21 protein-coding genes are annotated in these 22,018 nt (G+C 64.2%); 9 read left to right on the top strand and 12 right to left on the bottom strand.

Going from position 1 to position 22,018, the window contains the following annotated elements:
- Window positions 1-16 precede the first annotated feature (16 nt).
- The 8 genes from Cte04_RS12280 (at window position 17) to Cte04_RS12245 (ending at window position 9,756) form a co-directional block, all read left to right on the top strand.
- Window positions 17-631, top strand: a complete 615-nt coding sequence (locus tag Cte04_RS12280) for a TetR/AcrR family transcriptional regulator (protein WP_066477726.1) — start codon at window positions 17-19, stop codon at window positions 629-631.
- A gap of 598 nt (window positions 632-1,229) precedes the next feature.
- The gene (locus Cte04_RS12275; RefSeq protein WP_066477723.1) at window positions 1,230-2,462 is read left to right on the top strand and encodes an anion transporter; all 1,233 of its coding nucleotides are present in this window, start codon (window positions 1,230-1,232) and stop codon (window positions 2,460-2,462) included.
- A gap of 476 nt (window positions 2,463-2,938) precedes the next feature.
- A complete protein-coding gene (gene rpoH / locus Cte04_RS12270) occupies window positions 2,939-3,883 on the top strand; it encodes an RNA polymerase sigma factor RpoH (protein ID WP_066478105.1) in 945 nt (314 codons plus the stop codon).
- Between the two features lie 138 nt (window positions 3,884-4,021).
- Window positions 4,022-5,014 (top strand): Bug family tripartite tricarboxylate transporter substrate binding protein, encoded by a 993-nt coding sequence (locus Cte04_RS12265; RefSeq protein ID WP_066477720.1) that lies wholly within the window; start codon window positions 4,022-4,024, stop codon window positions 5,012-5,014.
- 129 nt (window positions 5,015-5,143) lie between these two features.
- Window positions 5,144-5,893, top strand: a complete 750-nt coding sequence (locus Cte04_RS12260; RefSeq protein ID WP_066477717.1) for a sterol desaturase family protein — start codon at window positions 5,144-5,146, stop codon at window positions 5,891-5,893.
- Window positions 5,894-6,838, top strand: coding sequence for a fatty acid desaturase (locus tag Cte04_RS12255; RefSeq protein WP_066477710.1), 945 nt, complete (start codon window positions 5,894-5,896; stop codon window positions 6,836-6,838).
- A gap of 17 nt (window positions 6,839-6,855) precedes the next feature.
- Window positions 6,856-8,796 (top strand): StlD/DarB family beta-ketosynthase, encoded by a 1,941-nt coding sequence (locus tag Cte04_RS12250; RefSeq protein ID WP_066477708.1) that lies wholly within the window; start codon window positions 6,856-6,858, stop codon window positions 8,794-8,796.
- A 15-nt stretch (window positions 8,797-8,811) separates the two neighbouring features.
- Entirely contained in the window at window positions 8,812-9,756 is a 945-nt protein-coding gene (locus Cte04_RS12245) for a DUF6999 family protein (protein WP_066477706.1), read from the top strand.
- 1 nt (window position 9,757) lies between these two features.
- Here Cte04_RS12245 and Cte04_RS12240 read toward each other — a convergent pair whose 3' ends face one another.
- The 5 genes from Cte04_RS12240 to Cte04_RS12220 all read right to left on the bottom strand — a co-directional run bounded on the left by Cte04_RS12240 (window position 9,758) and on the right by Cte04_RS12220 (window position 14,860).
- Window positions 9,758-11,410, bottom strand: a complete 1,653-nt coding sequence (locus Cte04_RS12240; RefSeq protein ID WP_245633359.1) for a putative bifunctional diguanylate cyclase/phosphodiesterase — start codon at window positions 11,408-11,410, stop codon at window positions 9,758-9,760.
- A 340-nt stretch (window positions 11,411-11,750) separates the two neighbouring features.
- On the bottom strand, window positions 11,751-12,356 hold the full coding sequence (locus tag Cte04_RS12235) for an SCO family protein (protein WP_066477703.1): 606 nt from the start codon (window positions 12,354-12,356) through the stop codon (window positions 11,751-11,753).
- 6 nt (window positions 12,357-12,362) lie between these two features.
- Complete coding sequence (gene cyoE / locus Cte04_RS12230) at window positions 12,363-13,277, bottom strand: heme o synthase (RefSeq protein ID WP_066478099.1); 915 nt, start codon at window positions 13,275-13,277, stop codon at window positions 12,363-12,365.
- 85 nt (window positions 13,278-13,362) lie between these two features.
- Window positions 13,363-14,124, bottom strand: coding sequence for an SCO family protein (locus Cte04_RS12225; RefSeq protein ID WP_083526643.1), 762 nt, complete (start codon window positions 14,122-14,124; stop codon window positions 13,363-13,365).
- Complete coding sequence (locus Cte04_RS12220; protein ID WP_066478094.1) at window positions 14,063-14,860, bottom strand: SURF1 family protein; 798 nt, start codon at window positions 14,858-14,860, stop codon at window positions 14,063-14,065. The genes Cte04_RS12225 and Cte04_RS12220 overlap by 62 nt, the downstream gene beginning before the upstream one ends.
- 44 nt (window positions 14,861-14,904) lie before the next feature.
- Between Cte04_RS12220 and Cte04_RS12215 the strand changes: the two genes are divergently transcribed.
- Window positions 14,905-15,135 (top strand): twin transmembrane helix small protein, encoded by a 231-nt coding sequence (locus tag Cte04_RS12215; RefSeq protein ID WP_066477700.1) that lies wholly within the window; start codon window positions 14,905-14,907, stop codon window positions 15,133-15,135.
- 148 nt (window positions 15,136-15,283) lie between these two features.
- Here Cte04_RS12215 and Cte04_RS12210 read toward each other — a convergent pair whose 3' ends face one another.
- The 7 genes from Cte04_RS12210 to Cte04_RS12185 form a co-directional block, all read right to left on the bottom strand.
- Window positions 15,284-16,165 (bottom strand): cytochrome c oxidase subunit 3, encoded by an 882-nt coding sequence (locus Cte04_RS12210; RefSeq protein WP_066477698.1) that lies wholly within the window; start codon window positions 16,163-16,165, stop codon window positions 15,284-15,286.
- Between the two features lie 109 nt (window positions 16,166-16,274).
- Window positions 16,275-16,511 carry a DUF2970 domain-containing protein gene (locus Cte04_RS12205; RefSeq protein WP_066477696.1) on the bottom strand — a complete coding sequence of 79 codons (237 nt, stop codon included), beginning with the start codon at window positions 16,509-16,511 and terminating at the stop codon, window positions 16,275-16,277.
- On the bottom strand, window positions 16,508-17,122 hold the full coding sequence (locus Cte04_RS12200; RefSeq protein ID WP_174522920.1) for a cytochrome c oxidase assembly protein: 615 nt from the start codon (window positions 17,120-17,122) through the stop codon (window positions 16,508-16,510). The genes Cte04_RS12205 and Cte04_RS12200 overlap by 4 nt, the downstream gene beginning before the upstream one ends.
- Before the next feature lie 104 nt (window positions 17,123-17,226).
- Complete coding sequence (locus Cte04_RS21885; protein WP_217997578.1) at window positions 17,227-17,334, bottom strand: cytochrome oxidase small assembly protein; 108 nt, start codon at window positions 17,332-17,334, stop codon at window positions 17,227-17,229.
- Window positions 17,335-17,355: 21 nt separating this feature from the next.
- Window positions 17,356-18,999, bottom strand: a complete 1,644-nt coding sequence (gene ctaD / locus Cte04_RS12195) for a cytochrome c oxidase subunit I (protein WP_066477693.1) — start codon at window positions 18,997-18,999, stop codon at window positions 17,356-17,358.
- A gap of 35 nt (window positions 19,000-19,034) precedes the next feature.
- A complete protein-coding gene (gene coxB / locus Cte04_RS12190) occupies window positions 19,035-20,234 on the bottom strand; it encodes a cytochrome c oxidase subunit II (RefSeq protein WP_066478089.1) in 1,200 nt (399 codons plus the stop codon).
- 644 nt (window positions 20,235-20,878) lie between these two features.
- A complete protein-coding gene (locus Cte04_RS12185; protein WP_066477689.1) occupies window positions 20,879-21,787 on the bottom strand; it encodes a class I SAM-dependent methyltransferase in 909 nt (302 codons plus the stop codon).
- Window positions 21,788-22,018 lie beyond the last annotated feature (231 nt).

Genomic DNA, 22,018 nt, shown 5'->3' with positions numbered 1-22,018 from the left:
GGGTATCATCTAAAAAATGAAAGTGAGCAAAGTACAGGCTGCCGAAAATCGCGAAGGCATCGTGGAGGCCGCTGCGCGCCTTTATCGAGAAAAGGGGCTGGACGGCGTGGGGGTGGCAGAGATCACTCGCGATGCGGGCCTGACGCATGGAGGGCTGTACCGGCATTTCGAGTCCAAGGATGCCCTGGCACGCGAGGCCTGCTTGCGCGCATTCGACTGGACGATCACGCCGCTGGACAGGCTGGAATCTTCACAGGCCGAAACCTCTGCGCCAGGTACTCAAAGACTTCGCGCGCTGGTGCATGCCTATCTTTCCGCGAACCACCGCGATCATCCCGGAGAAGGCTGCCCTGCCGCGGCATTGGCCGCAGATGCCGCACGGGCCGGACCGGAAATGTCGGAAGTTTTTGCCCAGGGCGTGGAACGCAACATTCAGCGCTTCATGCATGTGCTTGAAGGCGAAGAGGCTGCCAGGCGTACCCGGACCATCGTGACCCTCAGCAGCATGGTGGGTGCCTTGGTACTGGCCCGCGCCACCGCCGCAGGCAACCCGGCACTTTCGGAGGAAATACTGGAGACCTTGCGGGCGCATCTGGCCCCGGATGCTGCACAACAACCGGATGAACAGTAGGCCGCCTGCGTCTTGCACGGAATCATTCCCGCCTATTCCGTCACTCGGGACTCTCGAGGCATTGGAAGCAGCGCTATCCGGCAGGATCCCGGTATTGGGCCGGCAGTGCCACGGGCGTGCGTCCCGACCAGCGCTGTATCGCCCTGAATGAAGCGCTATGCCTTCCCGGCGGGCCGGTCAAGAACCGAAATTCTCTGCGCGTCGCTGCTCGGGAAGTCTGGATCGACGTATATGTACATTCTGCTTATCAGCGGGCCAGTGAACTCGAACACACCGCAAAAGCGCCCTTGCGACACCTGCCTGTCAGGCCACACGGTTCCATTTAGACGCAAAGCCTGCGCAATATTCGGACACCGATATCTCATGAAACGACTGGCAGTCTGCAGTTGCAGATCCGGCGCTGGCCAGGCAGCCCATTCTAAAAATTCCGTTCTGGCACGCTACAGCGTGCACCCCTGCCATCCAGGATCTCCACCGCCAGGTTCTGGACCCCATGCATCCCGGTTGCAGAACACCCACCGCTTCGGGGGACGGGTGAACGCACCAAAGCTCCGTAGTGGCGAGCTTTCATCGCCAAGGCCTCGCCGATAATGCGACCATGACCGCAACCGTCCTGGTGATTTTTGGCTTGGTGTATCTCGGCATGATCCTCGGCGGACTGCCTTTTTTGCAGCTCGACCGCACGGGTGTGGCACTTCTCGGCGCAATCGCCATGATGGCAACCGAAGCTGTCACGGTCGAGCAGGCAGCACGTTCCATTGATCTGCCGACGGTACTGCTGCTGTTTGCCTTCATGGTCGTGTCGGCACAGATGCGCCTTGGCGGCTTCTATGACTGGATCACGGTCCGCCTATCGGCATTGCCGGTCACTCCTGCAGCATTGCTGGCTGTGTTGATCGCCGTCGTCGCGTTGCTGTCCGCCGTATTCAGCAACGATATTGTCTGCCTGGCCATTGCCCCCGTGCTGGTGGACGCCTGCATGCGTCGCAACCTCGATCCGATTCCGTTCTTGCTCGGTCTTGCCTGTGCCGCCAACATCGGGTCGGCGGCGACCCTGATCGGCAATCCTCAGAACATGCTCATCGGGCAGACACTGCATTTGTCCTTTGGAGCCTATGCCGTCGAGGCAGCCGCACCAGTGCTTGCCGGACTGGTGCTGACATGGATGGTGATCGTGAAGTCCGTCCGAAGGCAATGGCAGCTGCCGGGCGAAAAAGCATCCGGAGCCCGGCCAGAAATGGAGATGCGGGCTTTGAATCGTTGGCAGACCGGGAAAGGGCTGGTGATCGCGCTCGTGATCCTCCTGTCTTTTCTATTTGCACCGTGGCCGAGGGAGGTTGTCGCACTGACTGCTGCAGGTGTGCTGCTGATGAGCCGCCGGCTGAGCTCGAGCCGGATGCTGGGCCTGGTCGATTGGGAACTGCTCGTTCTCTTCATGGGCCTCTTTGTGGTCAACGATGCGTTGCAACGCACAGGCATGCCGGCACAGCTTGTGTCGGATGCAGCAGCGCTGGGCCTACACCTGGATCACCCTGCCCCCCTGTTCGGAGCAGCCTTCGTGCTGTCCAACCTGGTCTCCAATGTCCCCGCAGTGATGCTGCTCCTGCCCGTTGCGCACCATCCGATGGCGGGCACCTTGCTGGCTCTGGCAAGTACCTTTGCCGGCAATCTGCTAATCGTGGGCAGCATAGCCAACATCATCGTCATCGACGCAGCTGCGCGCCGCGGGGTTGCGATCGACTGGAGACAGCACGCTCGAATCGGCGTGCCCGTAACGCTCGCCACCATGGGCGTCACCGTGCTGTATTTGTGGTGGCGGATGCACGGCTGATCCACGCATTGGGGCACCGATGAACCCAGGCAGCACCTGTCCATCGAGCGAGTTCATGGAATTCGTAGGGGCTAGGTGCTGCAGCTCGCCTCTATCCACCTTTCAACTGACACCCGCCGTCAGGCTGACAGAGTGAAATGACTCTGCCGAGAACAATGACAGTCGTCCACTTCGCTATGCGGCGAACCAGCTACCGAACGGCTGGCTCCTAAAGGCCAAGCGCCGTTGAATGCATGCAGCGTTTTGACCTTGCAGCCTCTCAGGTGCGGGATCGTCAATACAAAAATGGTCCGAGAACCAGTAAAGCGCTTGGAGAGAAAGTACAAAATCCAAGAGGGAACGGCTCTCGTCCGCCGCGCGGGTTTCCACCTACAGCAAGCCGCAGGCACAGATGACAAAACCCCGGGGAACTTTGGCTTTAGCACTCCCTCTAACGGAGTGCTAATATGAAGACCATGGAAGAAAGGATACCCGCAATGAAAACTGCCTCCGGCTCCATTGCTACCGCCCTGGCACCCACGAACCCCTGGGCTCTGGTGCCGCCGCTGGGCAACCTGGATGCCTATATTTCGGCCGTGAACCGCCTGCCCATGCTCACACAGGAAGAAGAGCAGGATTACGCACGCAAACTCAAAGAACACAACGATCTGGATGCCGCCGGGCGTCTGGTGATGTCCCATCTGCGCCTGGTGGTGTCGATTTCCCGCCAGTACCTGGGCTACGGCCTGCCGCACGGCGACCTGATCCAGGAAGGCAATGTAGGGCTGATGAAGGCCGTCAAGCGCTTCGACCCCGACCAGGGCGTGCGCCTGGTGAGCTATGCCATGCACTGGATCAAGGCCGAGATCCACGAATACATTCTGAAGAACTGGCGCATGGTCAAGGTCGCCACGACCAAGGCCCAGCGCAAGCTGTTCTTCAATCTGCGTTCGATGAAGCACGACCTCAAGTCCGACGCCGCCCTGGCCGAAGGCGACTTGGCTGCCCGCGAAACGCTGACCGCCCACGAAATCGACACGGTGGCGGCCAAGCTCAACGTCAAACCCGAGGAAGTGATCGAGATGGAAACCCGCCTGGCAGGCGGCGATATCCTGCTCGACCCTTCTCCCAGCGACGACGGCGAGCAGACCTATGGTCCGATCGCCTACCTGGCCGATGCCAGCCATGAGCCCACGGCCATGATCGAATCGCGCCAGCGCGACCATCTGGCGACCGACGGCATCGCCATGGCCCTGGAAGGCCTGGACGAGCGCAGCCGCCGCATCGTGGAGGAGCGCTGGCTCAAGGTCAACGACGACGGCTCGGGCGGCATGACGCTGCATGAGCTGGCTGCGGAATACGGCGTCAGCGCCGAGCGCATCCGCCAGATCGAAGTCGCGGCCATGAAAAAGATGAAAAAAGCGTTGGCCGAGTTCGCGTAAACCGCATCTTGCGCATATGCGATCAAAAAGGCTGAAATGCTGAAACCCAAACCCGGATAATCTCCGGGTTTTTTATTGTCCCCTGCGGACCGCTGCGCCATCCATGGCCGGCGTTCTGTGCATCCCGATAGAGTCGCCATGTCTTCTTCCGCCTCCCAGTTCCTGTTCCGCCGCGGCCTGATTGCAGCAGGCGTGGCCCTGGCCACCGGTGCACTTGCACCTGCAGCCATGGCAGCAGACAACTGGCCCGACAAGCCCCTGCACCTGATCGTCGGCTTTCCCGCCGGCTCCTCCCCCGACCTCACGGCCCGAGCCCTGGCCGAGCCCCTGGAAAAGAAGCTGGGCCAGACCATCATCGTGGAAAACCGCGTGGGCGCGGGCGGCAACATCGCGGGCGACTATGTGGCCAAGGCCACCGACGGCTACACCTTCAGCGTGATGATCAACGGCAACATGACCATTGCCAAGCTGCTCAATCCCACGGTGCGCTACGACCCTGTCAAGGATTTGCAGCCCGTGAGCCTGATCGGCGTGGCACCGCTGGTCCTTGTCGCACCGTCCTCCGCCCCGCAGGGCAAGGCTTTCCTGGAGGCCGCAGCCCAGGCCGGCAGCAAGTGGAGCTATGGCTCCCCCGGCGTGGGCACCGTCGGCCACCTGGGCATGGAGCTGCTCAAGAGCCGCTCGGCCATCAAGGCCGTGCACGTTCCCTACGCCGGCTATCCGCAGGTGTTCAACGGCATCCAGGGCGGCGATCTGCAGCTGTCCATGCTGCCCCCGGCCCTGGCCATGGCCCAGATCCAGGCCGGCAAGCTGCATGGCATCGGTGTGACCTCTGCCGCACGCAGCCCGCTGGCCCCCGGCCTGCCCAGCCTCAAGGACCTGGGCATCGCCAATTTCGACCTCGAAATCTGGAATGCGGTAGCCGCGCCCAAGGCCATGCCCAAGGCCCATGTGGAAAAGCTCTCGGCCGCCGTCAGCGAGATCGTGCGCACGCCCGAAATGCGCCAGAAGCTGGCCATCCAGGGCTGGCAGGCCGTGGGCAGCTCGCCCGAAGGCCTGGAAAATCGCATCCAGCAGGACGTGAAGGCCCTGGGCACCATCATCCGCGAGCAGCACATCACGGCCCAGTAAGCGGCCTGCGCGGCCGATGGCGGTCCTCCCCGGCCGCTCCGCTATCATGCGCCCGGTGCTGCTGCATCACGGCAATGACATCGGGCGCGCCGCCTTCCTTCCGGCGCCGCCTCTATTCGCGGAGCTTTTATGAACGCCGGAACCTGGTTCGTCCAACTCAACGCCTGGCAGGTCATGGCCCTGGGCCTGGCCTTCTTCGGGGCGCTGTATCTGCTCGGCGGACTGGGAATGACGTGGTTGACGCGCGCACTGAGCCGCCGCGGCATGGGCCGGCCACTGGACACGCGGCCGCTGAAGCCGGTCCAGTTGCGGCGCGAATGGCGCCAATCCCTGCATTCCGTGCTCATCTTCGGCACCGGCATGATCGTGCCCTGGGGCTTTCTGCAGCTGGGCTGGGCCCATCTGGCGCCCACGGCCAGCGCCGGCCGCATCGCCCTGGAGATCGTGGCGCTGATGATCTGGAACGACGTGCATTTCTGGATCAACCACCGCCTGCTGCATACGCGCAGCCTGGTGCGCTTTCACGGCGACCACCACCGCTCCGTGGTGACCACGCCCTGGTCCACCTACAGCTTCCACCCCATCGAGGCGCTGATGCTGGGCAACGTCATCCTGCTGCCCATGGTCGTGCATGACTTCTGTTTCTGGTCGCTGGCTGCCGTTCCCGTGCTGAGCCTGCTGCTCAACGTCATCGGCCATTCCAACTACGACTTCTTCCCGCACGTCTCGAACACCCATGCGCTCGCGGCCAGCCGCCGGCACCACCTGCACCACGCCCGCCCCGCAGGCAATTACGGCTTTGCGCTGGCCTTCATGGACCGGATCATGCGCACCCAGGTGACGACCGACACCGTACCGGCAGCCCGCTCCGCACGCTGAATGGCAATCCGCCCGAACCACTTGCCCGCCCGCCGCCTGCTGCCCCGACTGCGCCACTGGCGCGACTGGCAATCCCTGGCCTACATGGCCGTGCTGCCGTACATCGTGTGGTGGCAATGGACGCATGGCTTCAACTGGCTGCTGTACGGCATGGAGCTGTTTCTGACGCTGGGCGTGGGCGTCATCCACCACAACCATACCCATGTGCGCATGTGGCAGGGACGCTGGACCAACCGTTTCACCGACTACTGGCTCACCCTGCTGCAAGGCCACCCGACTTTCGTGTTCTGGCCCGCCCATGTGGCCAATCACCACCGCTACCGCCATGGCCCACGGGACATTGCGCGCACCTACCGGCCGGAGTTCGGCGGCGACACCAACCACCTGTGGGGCTACCTGGTCCATCCGTTTCAGGCAGCCTGCGTGCTGTACCCGCTGTTCGTGCGCTGGCTGAACAACCTGCGCATCCACTGGCCCGGAGCCTTCCGCTATTGCATGGGGCAATACCTGCTGTGGCTGGGCAGCTGGGGCGTCCTTCTGGCGCTGGACTGGCGCAAGGCCCTGCTGTTCGTGATCCTGCCCCAGCTGCACGGCCTGCATTGGCTGCTGGCCACCAATTACCTGCAGCACGCCCATGCCGACGGCCGCCCGCTGACCAGGGCACAGCGCAATACCCCCGGTACCGCGTTGAACTACGCGCGCAATTTCGAAGGCTGGGTCAATCCGCTGCTCTTTAATATTGGCCTGCATACCGCGCACCATGAATGCCCGCATGCCCACTGGTCGGAGCTGACCCGGCTGCATGCCGAGCAGTATCGCCAGCGGGTGGATCCGGCCCTGAACGAAAAAGGTCTGCTGCCCTACATGGGACGCGTGTTTGTATGGGGTCTGATATCGCCTGCGGCCAGAACCCGGCCGCAGATGCCTGCGGACGCTGTCCGATGACAACCAACTGAAAGCCTATGCCTGTCGCCTATTCGAACGTGTATCTGCAATCTGCCGGGATGTTCCTGCCCGGTGCTCCGGTGGACAACGCCGGCATGGATGCGTTCGTCGCGCCGCTCAACCGCATCTCCGAGCGCATCAAGCGCCGCATTCTTGCGGAAAACGGCATACAGACCCGGCACTACGCCATCGACGGCGAGGGCCACACCGTGTACAGCAATGCGCAGATGGCCGCCAGCGCCATCCAGGCCGCGCTGGACGGCGCAGGCAAGACCCTGGCCGACATCGGCTTTCTCTCCAGCGGCTCCTCGGGCGGCGATGCGCTCATGCCGGGCTTTGCCAGCATGATCCAGGGCGAGATGGCGGCTCCGCCCATGGAAACCCTGTCCGTGCACGGCGTCTGCGCCGCCAGCGTGGGCGCCATGCAGGCCGCCGCCATGGCCGTGGAAAGCGGCGCCCACCGCCTGGCACTGTCGGTGGCCAGCGAGATGCCTTCGCGGCTGTTCAAGCGCTCGCGCTTCGCGGCACAAGGCTACGACACCGATTTCGACGCCCATTTCCTGCGCTGGATGCTTTCCGACGGTGCGGGCGCCCTGCTGCTGGGCGGCCCCAGGGCCCTGCCCCAGGCCGGTGGCCTGCGCCTGAAACTGCGCTGGACACACATGCGCAGCTTTGCGGGCGACTACCCGGTGTGCATGCAGCTGGGCATGACGCCCGACCGTTCCAAGAGCCATCTGGACTTTCCTGCCTGGAGCGATGCCGAAGCCGCCGGCGCGCTGGCGCTGCGCCAGGACATCCGCCTGCTGCCACACCTGTTCGACGTCTGCATCCACGAATATGCGGATCTGGCCCACAAGGGCTGGGTGCCCGGGCGCGGCATCGACCATTTCCTGTGCCACTACTCTTCGGAGCGCTTCATCCCCGTGGTGGACGACCTTCTCAACAAGGCACAGCTGGCCATCCCGCGTGAGCGCTGGTGGAGCAACCTGGCCTGGCGCGGCAACACCGGGGCGGCATCCATCTTCATCATGCTGTCCGAATTCCTGGAAAAGGAAGGCACGCGGCTCAAGGCCGGCGACACGGTGCTGTGCTTCATTCCCGAGTCGGGCCGCTTCACGGCCGGCTACATGCTATGGGAAGTGGAGCTTGACACGTCCGATGCACCGGAGAGACAGGCCGTTTTCCCTCACAAGATCGAAGCCACCGGAACCATCGCTGGCGACACTCTGCCCGATGTCTCGACCATCGCCCCGCCGCACGATCCGGCCACGGCACCCAGTGCACTGGCACCGCTGCTGACCGAGCTGGCCAGCATCTGGCAGGACTACCGCTCGCGCGTCTGGCGCACGCCGCTGCTGCAGCGCATCCGCACGCGCCAGCTGCAGACCGGCGACTACGTGCGCTGGATGAGCCACTGGATTCCCCAGGTACGCGAAGGCAGCCTGTGGATGCGCGAAGGCGCGGCCTCGCTGACCGGCGACCATGCAGCGCTGGCCGCGCTGATCGACCTGCATGCCAGCGACGAGCAGAACGACTTCAAGATCCTGCACAGCGACTACCTCAAGGCCGGCGGTACCGAGACCGACATTTCCAGGCTGCGCCGCAATCCGGGCGGCGAAGCCCTCAATGCCTATCTGCACGGCCTGGCTGCCACCCCCAACCCCATAGGCCTGCTGGGCGCCATCTACATCATCGAAGGCACGGGCCAGCGCATCGTGCCCAGCCTGCTGCCGCTGCTGCGCGCCACCCTGCCCCTGCCACCCGACGCCTTCCGCTTCCTCGAATACCACGGCGCCAACGACGAAAACCATCTGGAGCGCTGGCTGCTGGCCGTACAGATGGCCCTGGAACTGGACAGTGAAGGCACGGCCCAGCAGGCCATCCTGCAGACGGCACGCAATACGGCGGCCATGTACCTGATGCAGTTCCAGCATGTGCTGCCGGATGCGATGCACTAAGCCATGGGAGCAGACATGAAAGAGGATTTCTCCGCGCAGCCCTGGGACGAGCGCGACCCCAGTCCCTGGCTGGCCCTGTACCTGGACCAGAGCACGCCGCTGCCCGACGCGGTGAAGGCCGCCTGGCTGCGCGACTGCAGCAGCGGCTCGCGCCAGTACCTGCTGCCGTTCCTGCGGCCGCTGGCGCGCACCAGCATCATCCTCATCCAGGTGCTCAAGGTCTTTCTGCCACGCCGCTGGGCCCATTCCAGGCTGCTGCACCGGCTGCTGGCCTTCAGCATGAACACCTTTGTCTCGCCCGAGGCCAACTGGCTCATCATGCGGCATTTCCACCTGGGCTCGCAGGTGCTCTCCTTCGTGGCGGCCAACGCGCCCACGCCGGTCCAGACCACGCCGCTCGAGCCGACCAGCGTGGACGACATCAAGGACGAGCTGTTCCTCAAGCACGACCTCAATCTCTTCAATTTCGTGATCCGCCTCAACAAGGCCCTGCGCGCCGCAGGCGAGGAACTGCGGCCCGTGCCCGAGCCCGACTTTTCCATGGTGCGCGAACCGGAGCTGAAGCTAGAGGACATGCCGCGCGGCAGGCTCAACCGGCTGGACCTGCAAAGCGCCATCGAGATCTACACCCCGGTCTACCAGCTGCTGCTGACGGACAACGATTTCTGGCGCGCCAGCAACTCGCTGCAGCTCGACGAAACCGTGGCCATCTACTGCGCCAAGATCCTGGCCTCGCCCGAGCATCTGGTGATGCTCAACAACAAGCATCCGCTGGTGCCGCTGTCCACGCTGCGGGCCGGCCATCGCCTGGTGCTGCACGGCCTGTCCACCGAAATGCTGCACTGCCTGCTGATGCGCATGGGCAGCGGCCAGATTCCGCTGCCCGCGCGCGAACTGGCCAGAATGCGCCAGGCAGCCGAGATGGCCGACAGCGCTTGCGCGCCCACGGCCGGGGCCTGATTCAAGCCGCCACCAGCCAGGCCTGTATCTGGTCGGCGGACATGGCCCGCGAGTGCAGCCAGCCCTGGAAGCATTCGCAATCGACGTCACGCAGTAGCTGCAGCTGATCGGGCTGCTCCACGCCCTCGGCGACCACGTCCAGGTCCAGCGCATGGACCATGTGCACGATGCCCTCCACCAGCCGGTCGCGGCTCGGCGAGGGCAGCAGGAACTCGCGCCCCAGCTTGACGCGCTGCAGCGGCAGGTATTGCAGATAGGCCAGCGACGAATGGCCGGTGCCGAAATCGTCCAGGGCAATCGTCACCCCCAGTGCGGCCAGATCGGCCAGCACCTGCCGGCCCTGGTCCGGGTCGATCATGGCCTGGGACTCCGTCACTTCCAGCTCCAGCCACTGCGGCGGCACCTCGTGCTGCTGCAGGCAGCTCCTGACCTGCTCGACCAGATTCACTTGGCGCAGCTGATGGGCGGAAAGATTCACCGCCACGCGCAGCGGCGTACCGGCCTGGAACCATGCGGCAATCTGCCTGCAGGCGGCATCGAGCACATAGTTGCCCAGGGCGACGATCTGGCCCGAAGCCTCGGCCACGGGGATGAAGCGCCCCGGGCTCACATTGCCCAGTACCGGGTCGCTCCAGCGCAGCAGGGCCTCAACGCCCACGACCCTGGCCGTTTTCACGTCCACCTGGGGCTGATAGTGCAGCTGCAGACCGCCATAGCCGAGCGCCATGCGCAAGCGCTCGGCCAGCAGAACCCGTTCGGCCATCTCCTGGCCCATGGAGGGCTCGAAGAACACGGCATTGCCACGACCCTGCGCCTTGGCGCTGTACATGGCCATATCGGCAAAGCGCATCAGGTCGTCGCCGGCCTGCGCGTTGTCGGGGTATAGCGCAATGCCGATGCTGGCACCGAAGTCCAGCGCCAGGCCGTCATGCTTGAAAGGCATGGCCAGCGCCGCGAGGATCTGTTCGCTCCAGAACCTGGCGCGGGCCGCACCTTCGCCCATGAGCAGCACCACGAATTCATCGCCCCCCAGACGCGCCAGAATTCCTTCGCTGCGCAGCTGCGCCTTCAGGCGCCGTGCCACCTCCCGCAGCAGCTGGTCGCCCGCCTCATGCCCGTAGCCGTCGTTGATGGCCTTGAAATTGTCCAGATCCAGTTGCAGCAGGGCCAGCATGTCGCCATTGGCCTGGGCGATCTTGATCTGCTCCAGCAGCTCCTGGCCGAACTGCCAGCGGTTGTTCAAGCCCGTGAGCGTGTCGCGCGTGGCCTGGTACTTGAGCCGCTGCTGCATCTGGTGCAGTTCGGTCACGTCACGCACAAAGGCCACTGCCACGCCCTCGTGCTCGGCGCCGAAATGCCCCAGGGCAATGTCCACCGGAATCGCGCCGCCTTGCTTGCGCTGCAGCCAGAGCACTCCGCCCAGGCCCATGGGACGGCGTGACGGCTGGGCGAAATAGCTGCGCAGATAGTGGCCATGCGCGGCGCGCGTATCCGGCGGCAGCAGGATTTCCAGCCCCCGCCCCTCCAGCTCGCTGCGCTGATAGCCGGAAATCGCCAGCATGGCAGCGTTGACGGCGACGATGCAGCCATCGTGCCGGACCAGCAAAATGCCGTCCGGTGCGGCATCCAGGGCGTCCCGCTCGCGTGGGTTCAACCGCCAACGCTCAATGCCGGCCGGAGCGCGAGGCCCGGCAGCACAGGCTTGCGCCTGCCGCGTACGTTCTTCGGCCTGCGCCGTCGCTGCAGGCGGCGTGATTGAGGAAAAAGGGCAGTCTGCCATGCGTGCTCCCAGCATCCACACCGGCATTCCTGCTTGCGGCTCCTCTGCCGCATCAAGGTCTTGCTGCGGCGGCTCCAGGAAGCGGGCAGCCCTCGTGCCGAGTGAGTTAAGCCGCCCACTATGCGCAGCACGCCGGGCAACCCGGTTGCGCTATGTCAAAGGACAATATGTAACCAGGGGTTTCCACCATCCGCAGCGATGGGGCGGAGCCCGCTCAGCCGAGCAGCGCCTTCACATCCTGGGCCAGCACCTGCGGCCCAGCGCCATAGCGCTCGTACACGCGCAGGCGGCCCTGGGTATCGTACAGATAGGTCCCGGCCGAATGGTCCAGCGTGTAGGTACCTTCGGTCTTGCCAGGCACCTTCTTGAAGAAGATCTTGAAATCCTTGGCCACGGCGGCAATCTCCTCGGGCGTGCCATGCAGACCCACGAAGCTGTCGTCGAAATTGGCCAGATAGGCCTTGAGCACCGCAGGCGTGTCGCGCTCGGGGTCCAGCGAGACAAAGACGGCCTGCAGCCTGTCGCCCTGCGGACCCAGCTGCTGCTTGACCTCCACCAGCTCCTGCAGCGTGGTGGGACAGACATCGGGACACTGCGTATAGCCGAAGAACACGGCCACCACCTTGCCCGAGAAATCCTTGAGGCTGCGGCGCTGGCCGTTCACGTCGGCCAGCGGAATGTCCCTGGCGTATTCGGCGCCCGTCACATCCACGCCCTGGAATCGGGGCTTGTCGTTCTTGTTGCAGGCAGTCAATGCCAGCGCGGCCGTGCCGGCCAGTGTTGCCGCGCCCAGTGCGCGCAGCACGCCTCGTTTGTCCATGGTCTCTCAGGCTAGGTAGTGGTCCACCAGCAAGGCTGCGAACAGCAGGCTCAGGTGGATCAGGGAAAAGCGAAATGTCTTTCGCGCCAGCGCATCCGAATAGCTGCGCAACAAGGCCCAACCATAACCGCAAAAGCCCAACCCCAGGACCACTGCGGCCAAGAGATATAACAGGCCGCACATGCCCACCACATAGGGCAGCAGCGTGGCGGCAAGCAGCACCACCGTGTAGAGGAATACCTGCAGCCGCGTGAAGGCATTGCCGTGCGTGACGGGCAGCATCGGCAGGCCGGCGCGGCGGTAGTCCTCCACGCGGTACAGGGCCAGCGCCCAGAAATGCGGCGGCGTCCACAGGAAGATGATGAGGAACAGCAGCAGGGCCTCGTGGCCGACCTGCCCGGTCATCGCGGCCCAGCCCAGCACCGGCGGCATGGCGCCCGAGGCGCCGCCGATCACGATGTTCTGCGGCGTCAGCGGCTTGAGCACCAGCGTGTAGACAACGGCATAGCCGATGAAGGTGCCCAGCGTCAGCCACAGCGTCAGGGCATTGACGGCCAGCAGCAAAATGGACGCCCCGGCCGCGCACAGCAGCGCGGAAAACAGCAGCGCCTGGCGGTGCGTGAGCTCGCCGCGGGCCGTGGGGCGCCAGGCCGTGCGCTTCATGCGCGCGTCGATGCTTCTCTCCACCAGGCAGTTGAAGGCCGCAGCCGCTGCGGCCACCAGCCAGATGCCGGCGCAAGCCACCGCCATGTGCCCCAGCTGCGCCAGCGTGGGCACGCCCGGCGTGGCCAGCACCATGCCGATCAAGGCGCAGAAGACGATGAGCTGCACCACGCGCGGCTTGGTCAGCGCATGGTATTGCGCCCAGCGCGAGGACAGGGTTGCCGCGCCTTCAGACGCTGCCGCATCGGCGGACCGCAAGGGCTGGGCCGAAGCATCGGCCTGCGCAGTGACCCGAGCATTCATAGAGATCCTCCTTGTCGCATGGCCTCGCCACGATGGCTGTTCAGCGTCCGGCGGACGGGCTGCCTCTGCCGGCCTCGTCCCAGGAAGACGAGGCGCGCAGCAGCCGCTCCAGGTCGCGCCTGGCCTTGCCTGCGCTGGCTTTGTCCAGATCGGCGGGAAAGCGCATCATCCAGTGGCCCAGCGGATCCACCACATACAGATGCTCCTGCAGCGAATGGCCGGCCGCGGGCTTGAGCCATTGCGCGACGACCCCAGGCGGCATTCTCAGCACCGTGGCCTGGGCCAGTGCAGGCAGCAATCTGGCATCCACGGGCTGCTCGTCGTCAATGAGCCAGACCCAGTCCAGCCGCTCCTTGTCCTTGCCCAGCGATTCGCGCAGCTGCCGCTGCAGATAGAGATTGTTTTCACACTGCTGCGCGCAACGGCCGCTGCCTGCACTGACCAACAGCCACTGGCCTTTGAGCGTGTCCAGCGCGACCGTTCTTCCGTCCAGGGTCCTGGCCTGCACAGCGGGCAGCGCGGCCTGCTCGGCCATCAGCTCGCCGAAGCTGCGCTGCTGCGTGGGCCGGATCACGTAATAGGTGAAATAGGAAGCCACCACGGGAGCCGCGCAGACGGCCAGCACCGCCAGCATCTTCCAGCGCCCGCGCCGCTGGTGCCGGGCAAGGCCCTGCTCTGGGCTGGGCAGGCTGTGCACGGTCAACCCCAGCATTTCATCGGCCGGCGGCGCCGGATACCGTTCACTGCGCGGCACTGCGGCGGCGGACGGGGAGACGAGGTCGGACGAGTTGGAACCAGACATACAGCAATACCACCAGGACACAAAGCCCGAACCATTGAAACGCATAGCCGTAGTGTTTTTCCACTCCGGCATTGATCGCGGGCCAGTCGCGCTGCAAGCCTTCGCCGGCTGCACCGGTCTGCAGCACCGTCAGGCTCAGCAGCGGCAGCCGGCTCTGCCGGGTCCAGGCCGCGATATCGGCATTTTGTCGGATACGCGACTGTTGCCCATCAGGGTCTGCACTGGCCGCTGCGCCGGGCTCCAGCTCCATGAGCCTCGTGGGCGGCGCTTCCAGCCGCCCCTGCAGGCTCACCAGGCCTTCGGGTGTCTGCACCGGCGGCAAGGCCGTGCGGTCCAGGAAGTTGCGTGGTGCCCAGCCGCGCTGCACGACGATCACTTTTCCCTCGTGCGGCGGCGCCAGCTGCAGCGGCGTGAGCACATAAAAGCCCACCCTGCCCTGCATCTGCCGGTTGTCCAGGTACAGGGTTTCATCGGCCAGCCACCGGCCCTGCAGCTGCACCGGCCGGTGCAGCAGTGCCTGGCTGGCCGGCTCGGAAAGCGCTTGCCCTGCCGCCGGCACCTGCGCAGCCACATCGGCGTTGTGCCAGGGCGCCAGCGCCTGCTGCTTGGCAATGGCATCGAACAGCCGCTGTTTCTGCGCGGCACGGTCCAGCTGCCAGAAGCCCAGCGAAGCCGTGACCGCGGCCACTGCCGCAGCCGCCAGGGTGATCAGGGCCAATCGCCATGCCGGCGGGATGCGCGATGCTCGCGTTCGTGATGTTTGCACCAGATAATCCGTCCATGAAATTCCTGATCATCCTCGCCTTGCTGGCCATTCTTGCAAGCCTGGGCAGCGCGCTGTTCTTCATGATGCGCAGGGGCGGCGATCAGCGTGACGACCAGCAGCGCAGCCGGGCCATGCTCCGCTCGCTGGCCCTGCGCGTGGGGATTTCCATCGTGCTGTTCCTCTGCATCCTGGTGGCCGCCAAGCTCGGCTATCTGCATCCCACAGGCTGGAGCCCGCAGCAATAGGCCTGCCGGCAATGCCATCTCCTGCTACCAAAAACAAAGCACCTTACGCCATCCAGTCAATGTCTTCAGGCCGATGAAGCACTGAAAGCATTGACCAGCAAGCGCAAGGCACTTCCATTTTTGCAGCAACCGGGCCGCCGCGAGCAACTCACATCCAATAGACCAGCACGTACAGGAACAGCCAGACCACGTCCACGAAGTGCCAGTACCAGGCCGCGCCTTCGAAACCGAAATGGTGCTTGTCCGTGAAGTCGCCGCGCATCAGGCGCAGGGTGATGAAAAACAGCATCAGCATGCCCACCAGCACGTGGAAGCCGTGAAAGCCCGTGAGCATGAAGAAGGTCGAACCGTAGACGCCCGAGGACAGCTTGAGGTTGTATTCGGTATAGAGGTGGTGGTACTCATAGCCCTGCACGCACAGGAAGACAAAGCCCAGCACCACCGTCACCCACATGAAGGCAATGCAGCGCGCACGGTGGTTGGCCTGCAGCGCATGGTGGGCAATGGTCAGCGTCACGCCGGAGGACAGCAGCAAGGCCGTGTTGATCGTGGGCAGCCAGAACGGGCCCACCGTCTTGAACGGCTCCACGATATCGGCCGGCGATGCCGTGGCACCCGCGCTCACGCTGGGCCAGACAGCCTGGAAATTGGGCCACAGCACCTCGTTGGCCAGACTGCCCAGCGCAGGCACGGAGTGCGCGCGCGCCCACCACAGGGCCGTGAAGAAGGCGCCGAAGAACATGACCTCCGAGAAGATGAACCAGCTCATGCTCCAGCGGTAGGACAGGTCGATCTTGTGGCTGTTGAGCCCGGCCTCGCTCTCGCGCGCCGCATCCCGGAACCAGACGAAGAGGACCGCCAGCCACCAGACCAGGCCTGCGAACAGGGAATACATGCCCCACTCGTAGCCATTGATCCAAGTGCCGGCACCCAGGATGACAAAGAACAGGCCAATCGCCGCCATGACGGGGTGACTGGATTCAGCGGGTACATAGTAATAAGGGGTTGCGCCCTGGGGGGATGCACTCATCGCTCAGCTCCTGAGACTGTAGATCGTTGTTATTCACCGCGGCCTGTCAAAGAACCGCACCCTTCACATTCAACTGCCCAAACCGATTCTCTTGCCGCATGCCCGCAGGCTAAACCACCAGTTGCACCAGCAATATCAACGCCAATACCAAGCCCACGATCGCCACCAGCCCCACGATGATCACGTGCAGCGGCGTGATGTGCGCAAAATCCTTTGCATATTCCGAGCCCTTGCGCACGCCCAGGATGGCCCAGGCCACGGCCAGCAGGGTGCGCAGCAGGCTATGGCCGGGCGGCCCCGGCTGCCTGCCTGCATCGTCCTCGGGTCCGGGCACCTGGCCGTTCATGACGCCTCCGCTTCAGCATTGCGCACCTGGGCCGTGCCCTGCGGCACGGCAGGCGTCTTGCCGCCGACTTCGAAAAACGTGTACGACAGGGTGATGGTCTTGACATCCTTGGACAGCCGCGGATCGATCACGAAGACCACAGGCCACTCGCGCTTTTCGCCGGGCTGGAGCGTGTACTGAGAAAAGCAGAAGCACTCGATCTTGTTGAAGAAGGCCGTCGCCTGGCGCGGTGCATAGCTGGGAATGGCCTGCGCCGACATGGTGCGATCCTGCACGTTCTGGAACTCGTACATCACCGTGGCCATTTCGCCCGGATGCACCTGGAGCGAATGCACAGCCGGCTTGAACTGCCAGGGGCCGCGCGCATTGGCATCGAACTCCACGGTGATGGTGCGGCTGGTGTCGACCTGCGAGTTGCTGGGCAGCTTCACGTTGCGCCCGGCCGCGCCGGCGCCCGGCACCTCGCGCTCCGACAGCGACAGGATGTTGATGCCCGTCACCTCGCAGATGTGCTTGTAGATCGGTATCAGCACATAGCCAAACGCAAACATGCCCAGCGCCACCGACAGCAGCTTGCCGACCATTTTCGCGTTTTCCTTGTGCACGTTCACCGCCATCTCCTGACTGCATGGGCCGCCGGGCACACGGTCCGGCTGCCGAATTCCAAGCTGCAGGCCCGGCATCCGGGACCGCAGCGCCTTTTGCGCATGCCCTGCTACATCCAGGCCATCTTGACCATGAAGCCCACCATGAAGGCCACGGCCGTGGATGCCAGAATCAGTGCCAGCCGCAGATTGGCCTTGCGCTGCTCGGGTGTCTGCATGTGCGCTTCTCCCGATCCTGCTCAGCCGATCACGCGCGTGGCGCTCTCGTCGAGCTTGGGCGGCGTGACATAGGTATGGAACGGCGCGGGCGAAGGCACTTCCCACTCCAGGCCCTCGGCGGCTTCCCAGGGTTTCTGCGGCGCCTTCTCGCCATGGCCGCGCATCGCGGGCCACACCACGAACAGGAAGAAGTACACCTGCATCAGGCCGAAGCCGAAGGCTCCGATGGAGGCAATCATGTTGAAATCGGCAAACTGCATGGGGTAGTCCGCATAGCGGCGCGGCATGCCGGCCAGCCCCAGGAAGTGCATCGGGAAGAAGGTGATGTTGAAGGTGATCAGCGAGCCCCAGAAGTGGATGCGGCCGCGCGTCTCGGAATACATCACGCCCATCCACTTGGGCGACCAGTAGTAGTAGCCCGCGAACATGGAAAACAGCGAGCCGGCCACCAGCACGTAGTGGAAGTGCGCCACCACGTAGTAGGTGTCCTGCAGCTGGATGTCGATGGGCGCCATCGACAGGATCAGGCCCGTGAAGCCGCCCATGGTGAACACGAAGATGAAGCCCACGGCGAACAGCATGGGTGTCTCGAAGGTCATGGAGCCGCGCCACATGGTGGCCGTCCAGTTGAACACCTTCACGGCCGTCGGCACCGAGATCAGCATGGTCGCGTACATGAAGAACAGCTGGCCCGTGACCGGCATGCCGGTGGTGAACATGTGGTGCGCCCAAACGATGAACGACAGGATGGCGATCGCCGCCACCGCGTACACCATGGAGGTGTAGCCGAACAGCTTCTTGCGGCTGAAGGCCGGCACGATCTGGCTCACGATGCCGAAGGCCGGCAGGATCATGATGTAGACCTCGGGGTGGCCGAAGAACCAGAAGATGTGCTGGTACATCACCGGATCGCCGCCGCCTGCGGGATTGAAGAAGCTGGTGCCGAAGTGGCGGTCGGTCAGCGTCATCGTTATGGCGCCGGCCAGCACGGGCATCACCGCGATCAGCAGATAGGCCGTGATCAGCCAGGTCCAGGCGAACAGCGGCATCTTCATCAGCGTCATGCCGGGAGCACGCATGTTCAGAATGGTCACGATGATGTTGATCGCGCCCATGATGGAACTCGCGCCCATGATGTGCATCGCGAAGATGCTGGTATCCATCGAGGGGCCCATCTGCAGCGTCAGCGGCGCATACAGCGTCCAGCCGGCAGCAGGGGCGCCGCCGGGCATGAAGAACGAGCCCACCAGCATGATGCCCGCGGGAATCAGCAGCCAGAAGCTGAAGTTGTTCATGCGCGCGAACGCCATGTCGGAGGCGCCGATCTGCAGCGGCAGCATCCAGTTCGCAAAGCCCACGAAGGCCGGCATGATGGCGCCGAACACCATGATCAGCCCGTGCATGGTGGTCAGCTGGTTGAACAGCTCGGGGTTGACGATCTGCAGGCCGGGCTGGAACAGCTCGGCGCGGATCAGCATGGCCAGTATGCCTCCCACCATCAGCATGGTGAAGGAGAACAGCAGGTACATCGTGCCGATGTCCTTGTGATTGGTCGCGAACAGCCAGCGACGCCAGCCCGAGGGCGCCGCATGGTGATGGTCGTCATGCCCATGCGCATGCCCATGATCCGCAGGCGTCTGGATGGGAGGATGTACGGCGCTCATATTCTTAACTCCAGTCGATCATCGGTTCCAGGCACTTATTGCGAAGCGGCAGCGCCGCCCCCTTCGGGGAACTTGCCGCCGCGCGCGGCAACGAACTGCGCGGGCTGGACGACCTGCCCTGTCTTGTTGCTCCAGTGATTCTTGGCAAAGGTCACCACGGCCGCCAGGTCGGTATCGCTCAGCTGCTTCCACGAAGGCATGGCGCCATTGGCCCGGCCCTCGAGCACGGCATGCATCATCTCGGCAGGCGCGCCCTGCACGACAGCGCTGCCGTCCAGCGGCTTGATCGGGCCGGCGCCCTTGCCGTTGGCCTGGTGGCAGGCCGCGCAATTGGCCGCATAGACCTTCTCGCCGCGGGCCACGAGGTCCTGCAGCGACCAGACCTTGTTGGGGTCGTCCTGCTTGGCCGCAGCCTTCTTCTTTTCACCGTCGACCCAGGCCGTGTAATCGGCTGCGGACAGCACCTTCACATGGATGGGCATGTAGGCATGCTCCTTGCCGCACAGCTCGGCGCACTGGCCGTAGTAGTCGCCGGCCTTCTCCGCCTTGAACCAGGTATCGCGCACAAAGCCAGGAATGGCGTCCTGCTTGATACCGAAGGCCGGCACCATGAACGAGTGGATCACGTCGTTGGCCGTGGTGATCACGCGCACCTTCTTGTTGATCGGCACCACCAGCGGGTTGTCCACCTTGAGCAGGTAGTCGACGGGAGCATTGGCCACGTTGCCGCTGTCGGACAGGACGCGGTGGCTGCTGTCCAGCGTGGAGACGTAGCTCAGGCCCTCGCCCTCTCCGTTGAGATAGTCATAGCCCCATTTCCACTGGTATCCCGTGACCTTGATCGTGAGGTCGGCATTGGTCGTGTCCTTCTGCGCCACCAGCACCTTGGTGGCCGGCAGCGCCATCAGCACCACGATGATGAACGGCACCACGGTCCAGGCGATCTCCACCGTGACGGATTCGTGGAAATTGGCTGCCTGGGCGCCCTTGGATTTACGGTGCTTCCAGATGGCATAGAACATCACGCCAAAGACGCCCACAAAAATCACCGTGCAGATGATCAGCATCATCCAGTGCAGGAAATGCTGCTCCACGGCAATGCGCGTCACGGGCGGTGCCAGGTTGAGCTGATTGACCGCCGGCCCGCCAGGCAGATCCTGAACGGCATGAGCCAAGGATCCCGTCATCGCCAATGTCAAACCCCAGGGAATCAGCTTGGTGGAAATGTTTTTCATCGTTTTCACTTACCTCTAAGCCTCAGGTTGTCCACTCATTCACAGCCTTCTGCGCCCTCGCCGAACACAGGCGGCCGACTGCCGCAGCTGCAGGCTAGCGTGCAGCATGCCTTAAAGTTTGATAGCACTGTCTGCGCGCATTCACTAATACCTGCGGTCGCAACACCGGCAGCCGGGCGCCAGGAGCGGCAGCGGCAACCGGCCTGAGCCGGCCTTTGCAAGTGCCAACTTCGCTTGCAACGCAAGGCCCGGCAGCACCGCCCCTGCAGGCAGCAGGCGCATGCGGCTCACGGAAAAAATGGGAGGGGAAAAACAGCTTCAACTGCAGCGACGGTAAAGTGGCGCCAAAGCGGCGGCCGCCATCCTGCCAACAGAAACTGGAAGCGCGCCAAGCAGCGCCTCGCCGCGCGGAAGGCTTCTCTGGCTTTCGGTAATGACCCAACACATGGCCCGGCGGCATCTGCACCCGCTGGCCAGTCTCCATGGCAAAGCGAAACACCCGACTTCTCTCCTTGCAGCCTGCCGGCTGGCGCTGTCTTTGCGGGCAGGAGAGACAGGCCCACAAGAAACGCTGTTATCTAGGAACCGAACGGAAATTGTAGGCAGCTTTGTGTTGAATCAATGACAGGAAAACGACGTTTGGGCTATCGCAAACCCGTGTTGCGCGGCTGGCGCAACATGGCCCGCATGTCCTGCAGCGACACCGAGCTGCTGGATTCCAGTCGCACCTTGGGCTGCGGCTTGTAGGCATGGCCATAGACGATCTCGAAGGTCAGCGCGAACTGCCCGTCGGCCTGCCTGTCGCTCCAGCGCTCGGCAATGGCCTGCTCCAGACCCTGCTTCCAGCCTCGCCCCCGCAGGCCGGCAAAACGGTCCGGATGCAGATTGCGGCCCAGCTCGCGCAGCTCTTTGAGCAGGCGCTCGGGCGTGGCAAAGGTCAGCGTGATGTGCTCCATGTCCATCACCGGCTCGGCAAAGCCCGCATGCACCAGCATGTCGCCCCAGTCGTGCATGTCGGTAAAGGCATGGCCGGCCGGCGCCCAGCCCAGTTCGGCATACAGGCGGTGCAGCTGGCGCACGGTGTCAGGCCCCAGGCAGGAGAACATGACATAGCCGTCCACCTTGAGCGTGCCGTGCCAGCGCTCGATCAGGGCCTGCGGGTCGGCTGCCATGTGCAGCTGCATGTTGGCCCACAGCATGTCCGCACTCGCCTGCCCGGGTTCGGCGATCTGCACGCCCGCGCTTTTCCAGCGCGCCGGCTGCCACCAGCGGTGGCCCAGTCTTTCCTCGGCAACGTCCCGGTGCGAAGCCACGGCTTCGTAGACCGTACAGGAGGCCTGCGGATAGCGTTCGCGCAGCAGGGCATGGGCCTGCATGCCACCGCGCACCGGCTCCCAATGGCACCAGTGCTGCGGCGGCTTGACGATCCAATCGAGCCGCTCCTGCATGCGCCTGGCCACCTCTTCATGCAGCCACGGCGACTCCGCGGGCGCGGCAGCATGCCAGCGCTGGGCGGCAACAGGGTCGATCGTGGGAGGCAGTTGATGGGGCATGGCGAAGGGAAACAGGGGCGTGCACCAACGGCCACAGACGCGGCCGGCAGCTGGCACACCAAAGAGGAAGGCGATGCGGCGCGAGTATATTGATTCCATGCCCGACCTTCATGCGACATGGCTTTCACGGCGGAGCCGGCCCTGGAATGCAGTGCTCGATGCCCTGCCCAGCCAGTGTGCCATCTGCAGGCGCTGGCCCGCGGCCCGCTTCTGCGCCGATTGCCTTGCCAG

The sequence above is a fragment of the Comamonas terrae genome, from assembly GCF_001544075.1.
In the GTDB taxonomy this organism is placed as follows: domain Bacteria; phylum Pseudomonadota; class Gammaproteobacteria; order Burkholderiales; family Burkholderiaceae_C; genus Comamonas; species Comamonas terrae.
Note: the sequence above shows the minus strand (reverse complement) of the source record. Positions and strands in the feature narration are given on the sequence as shown.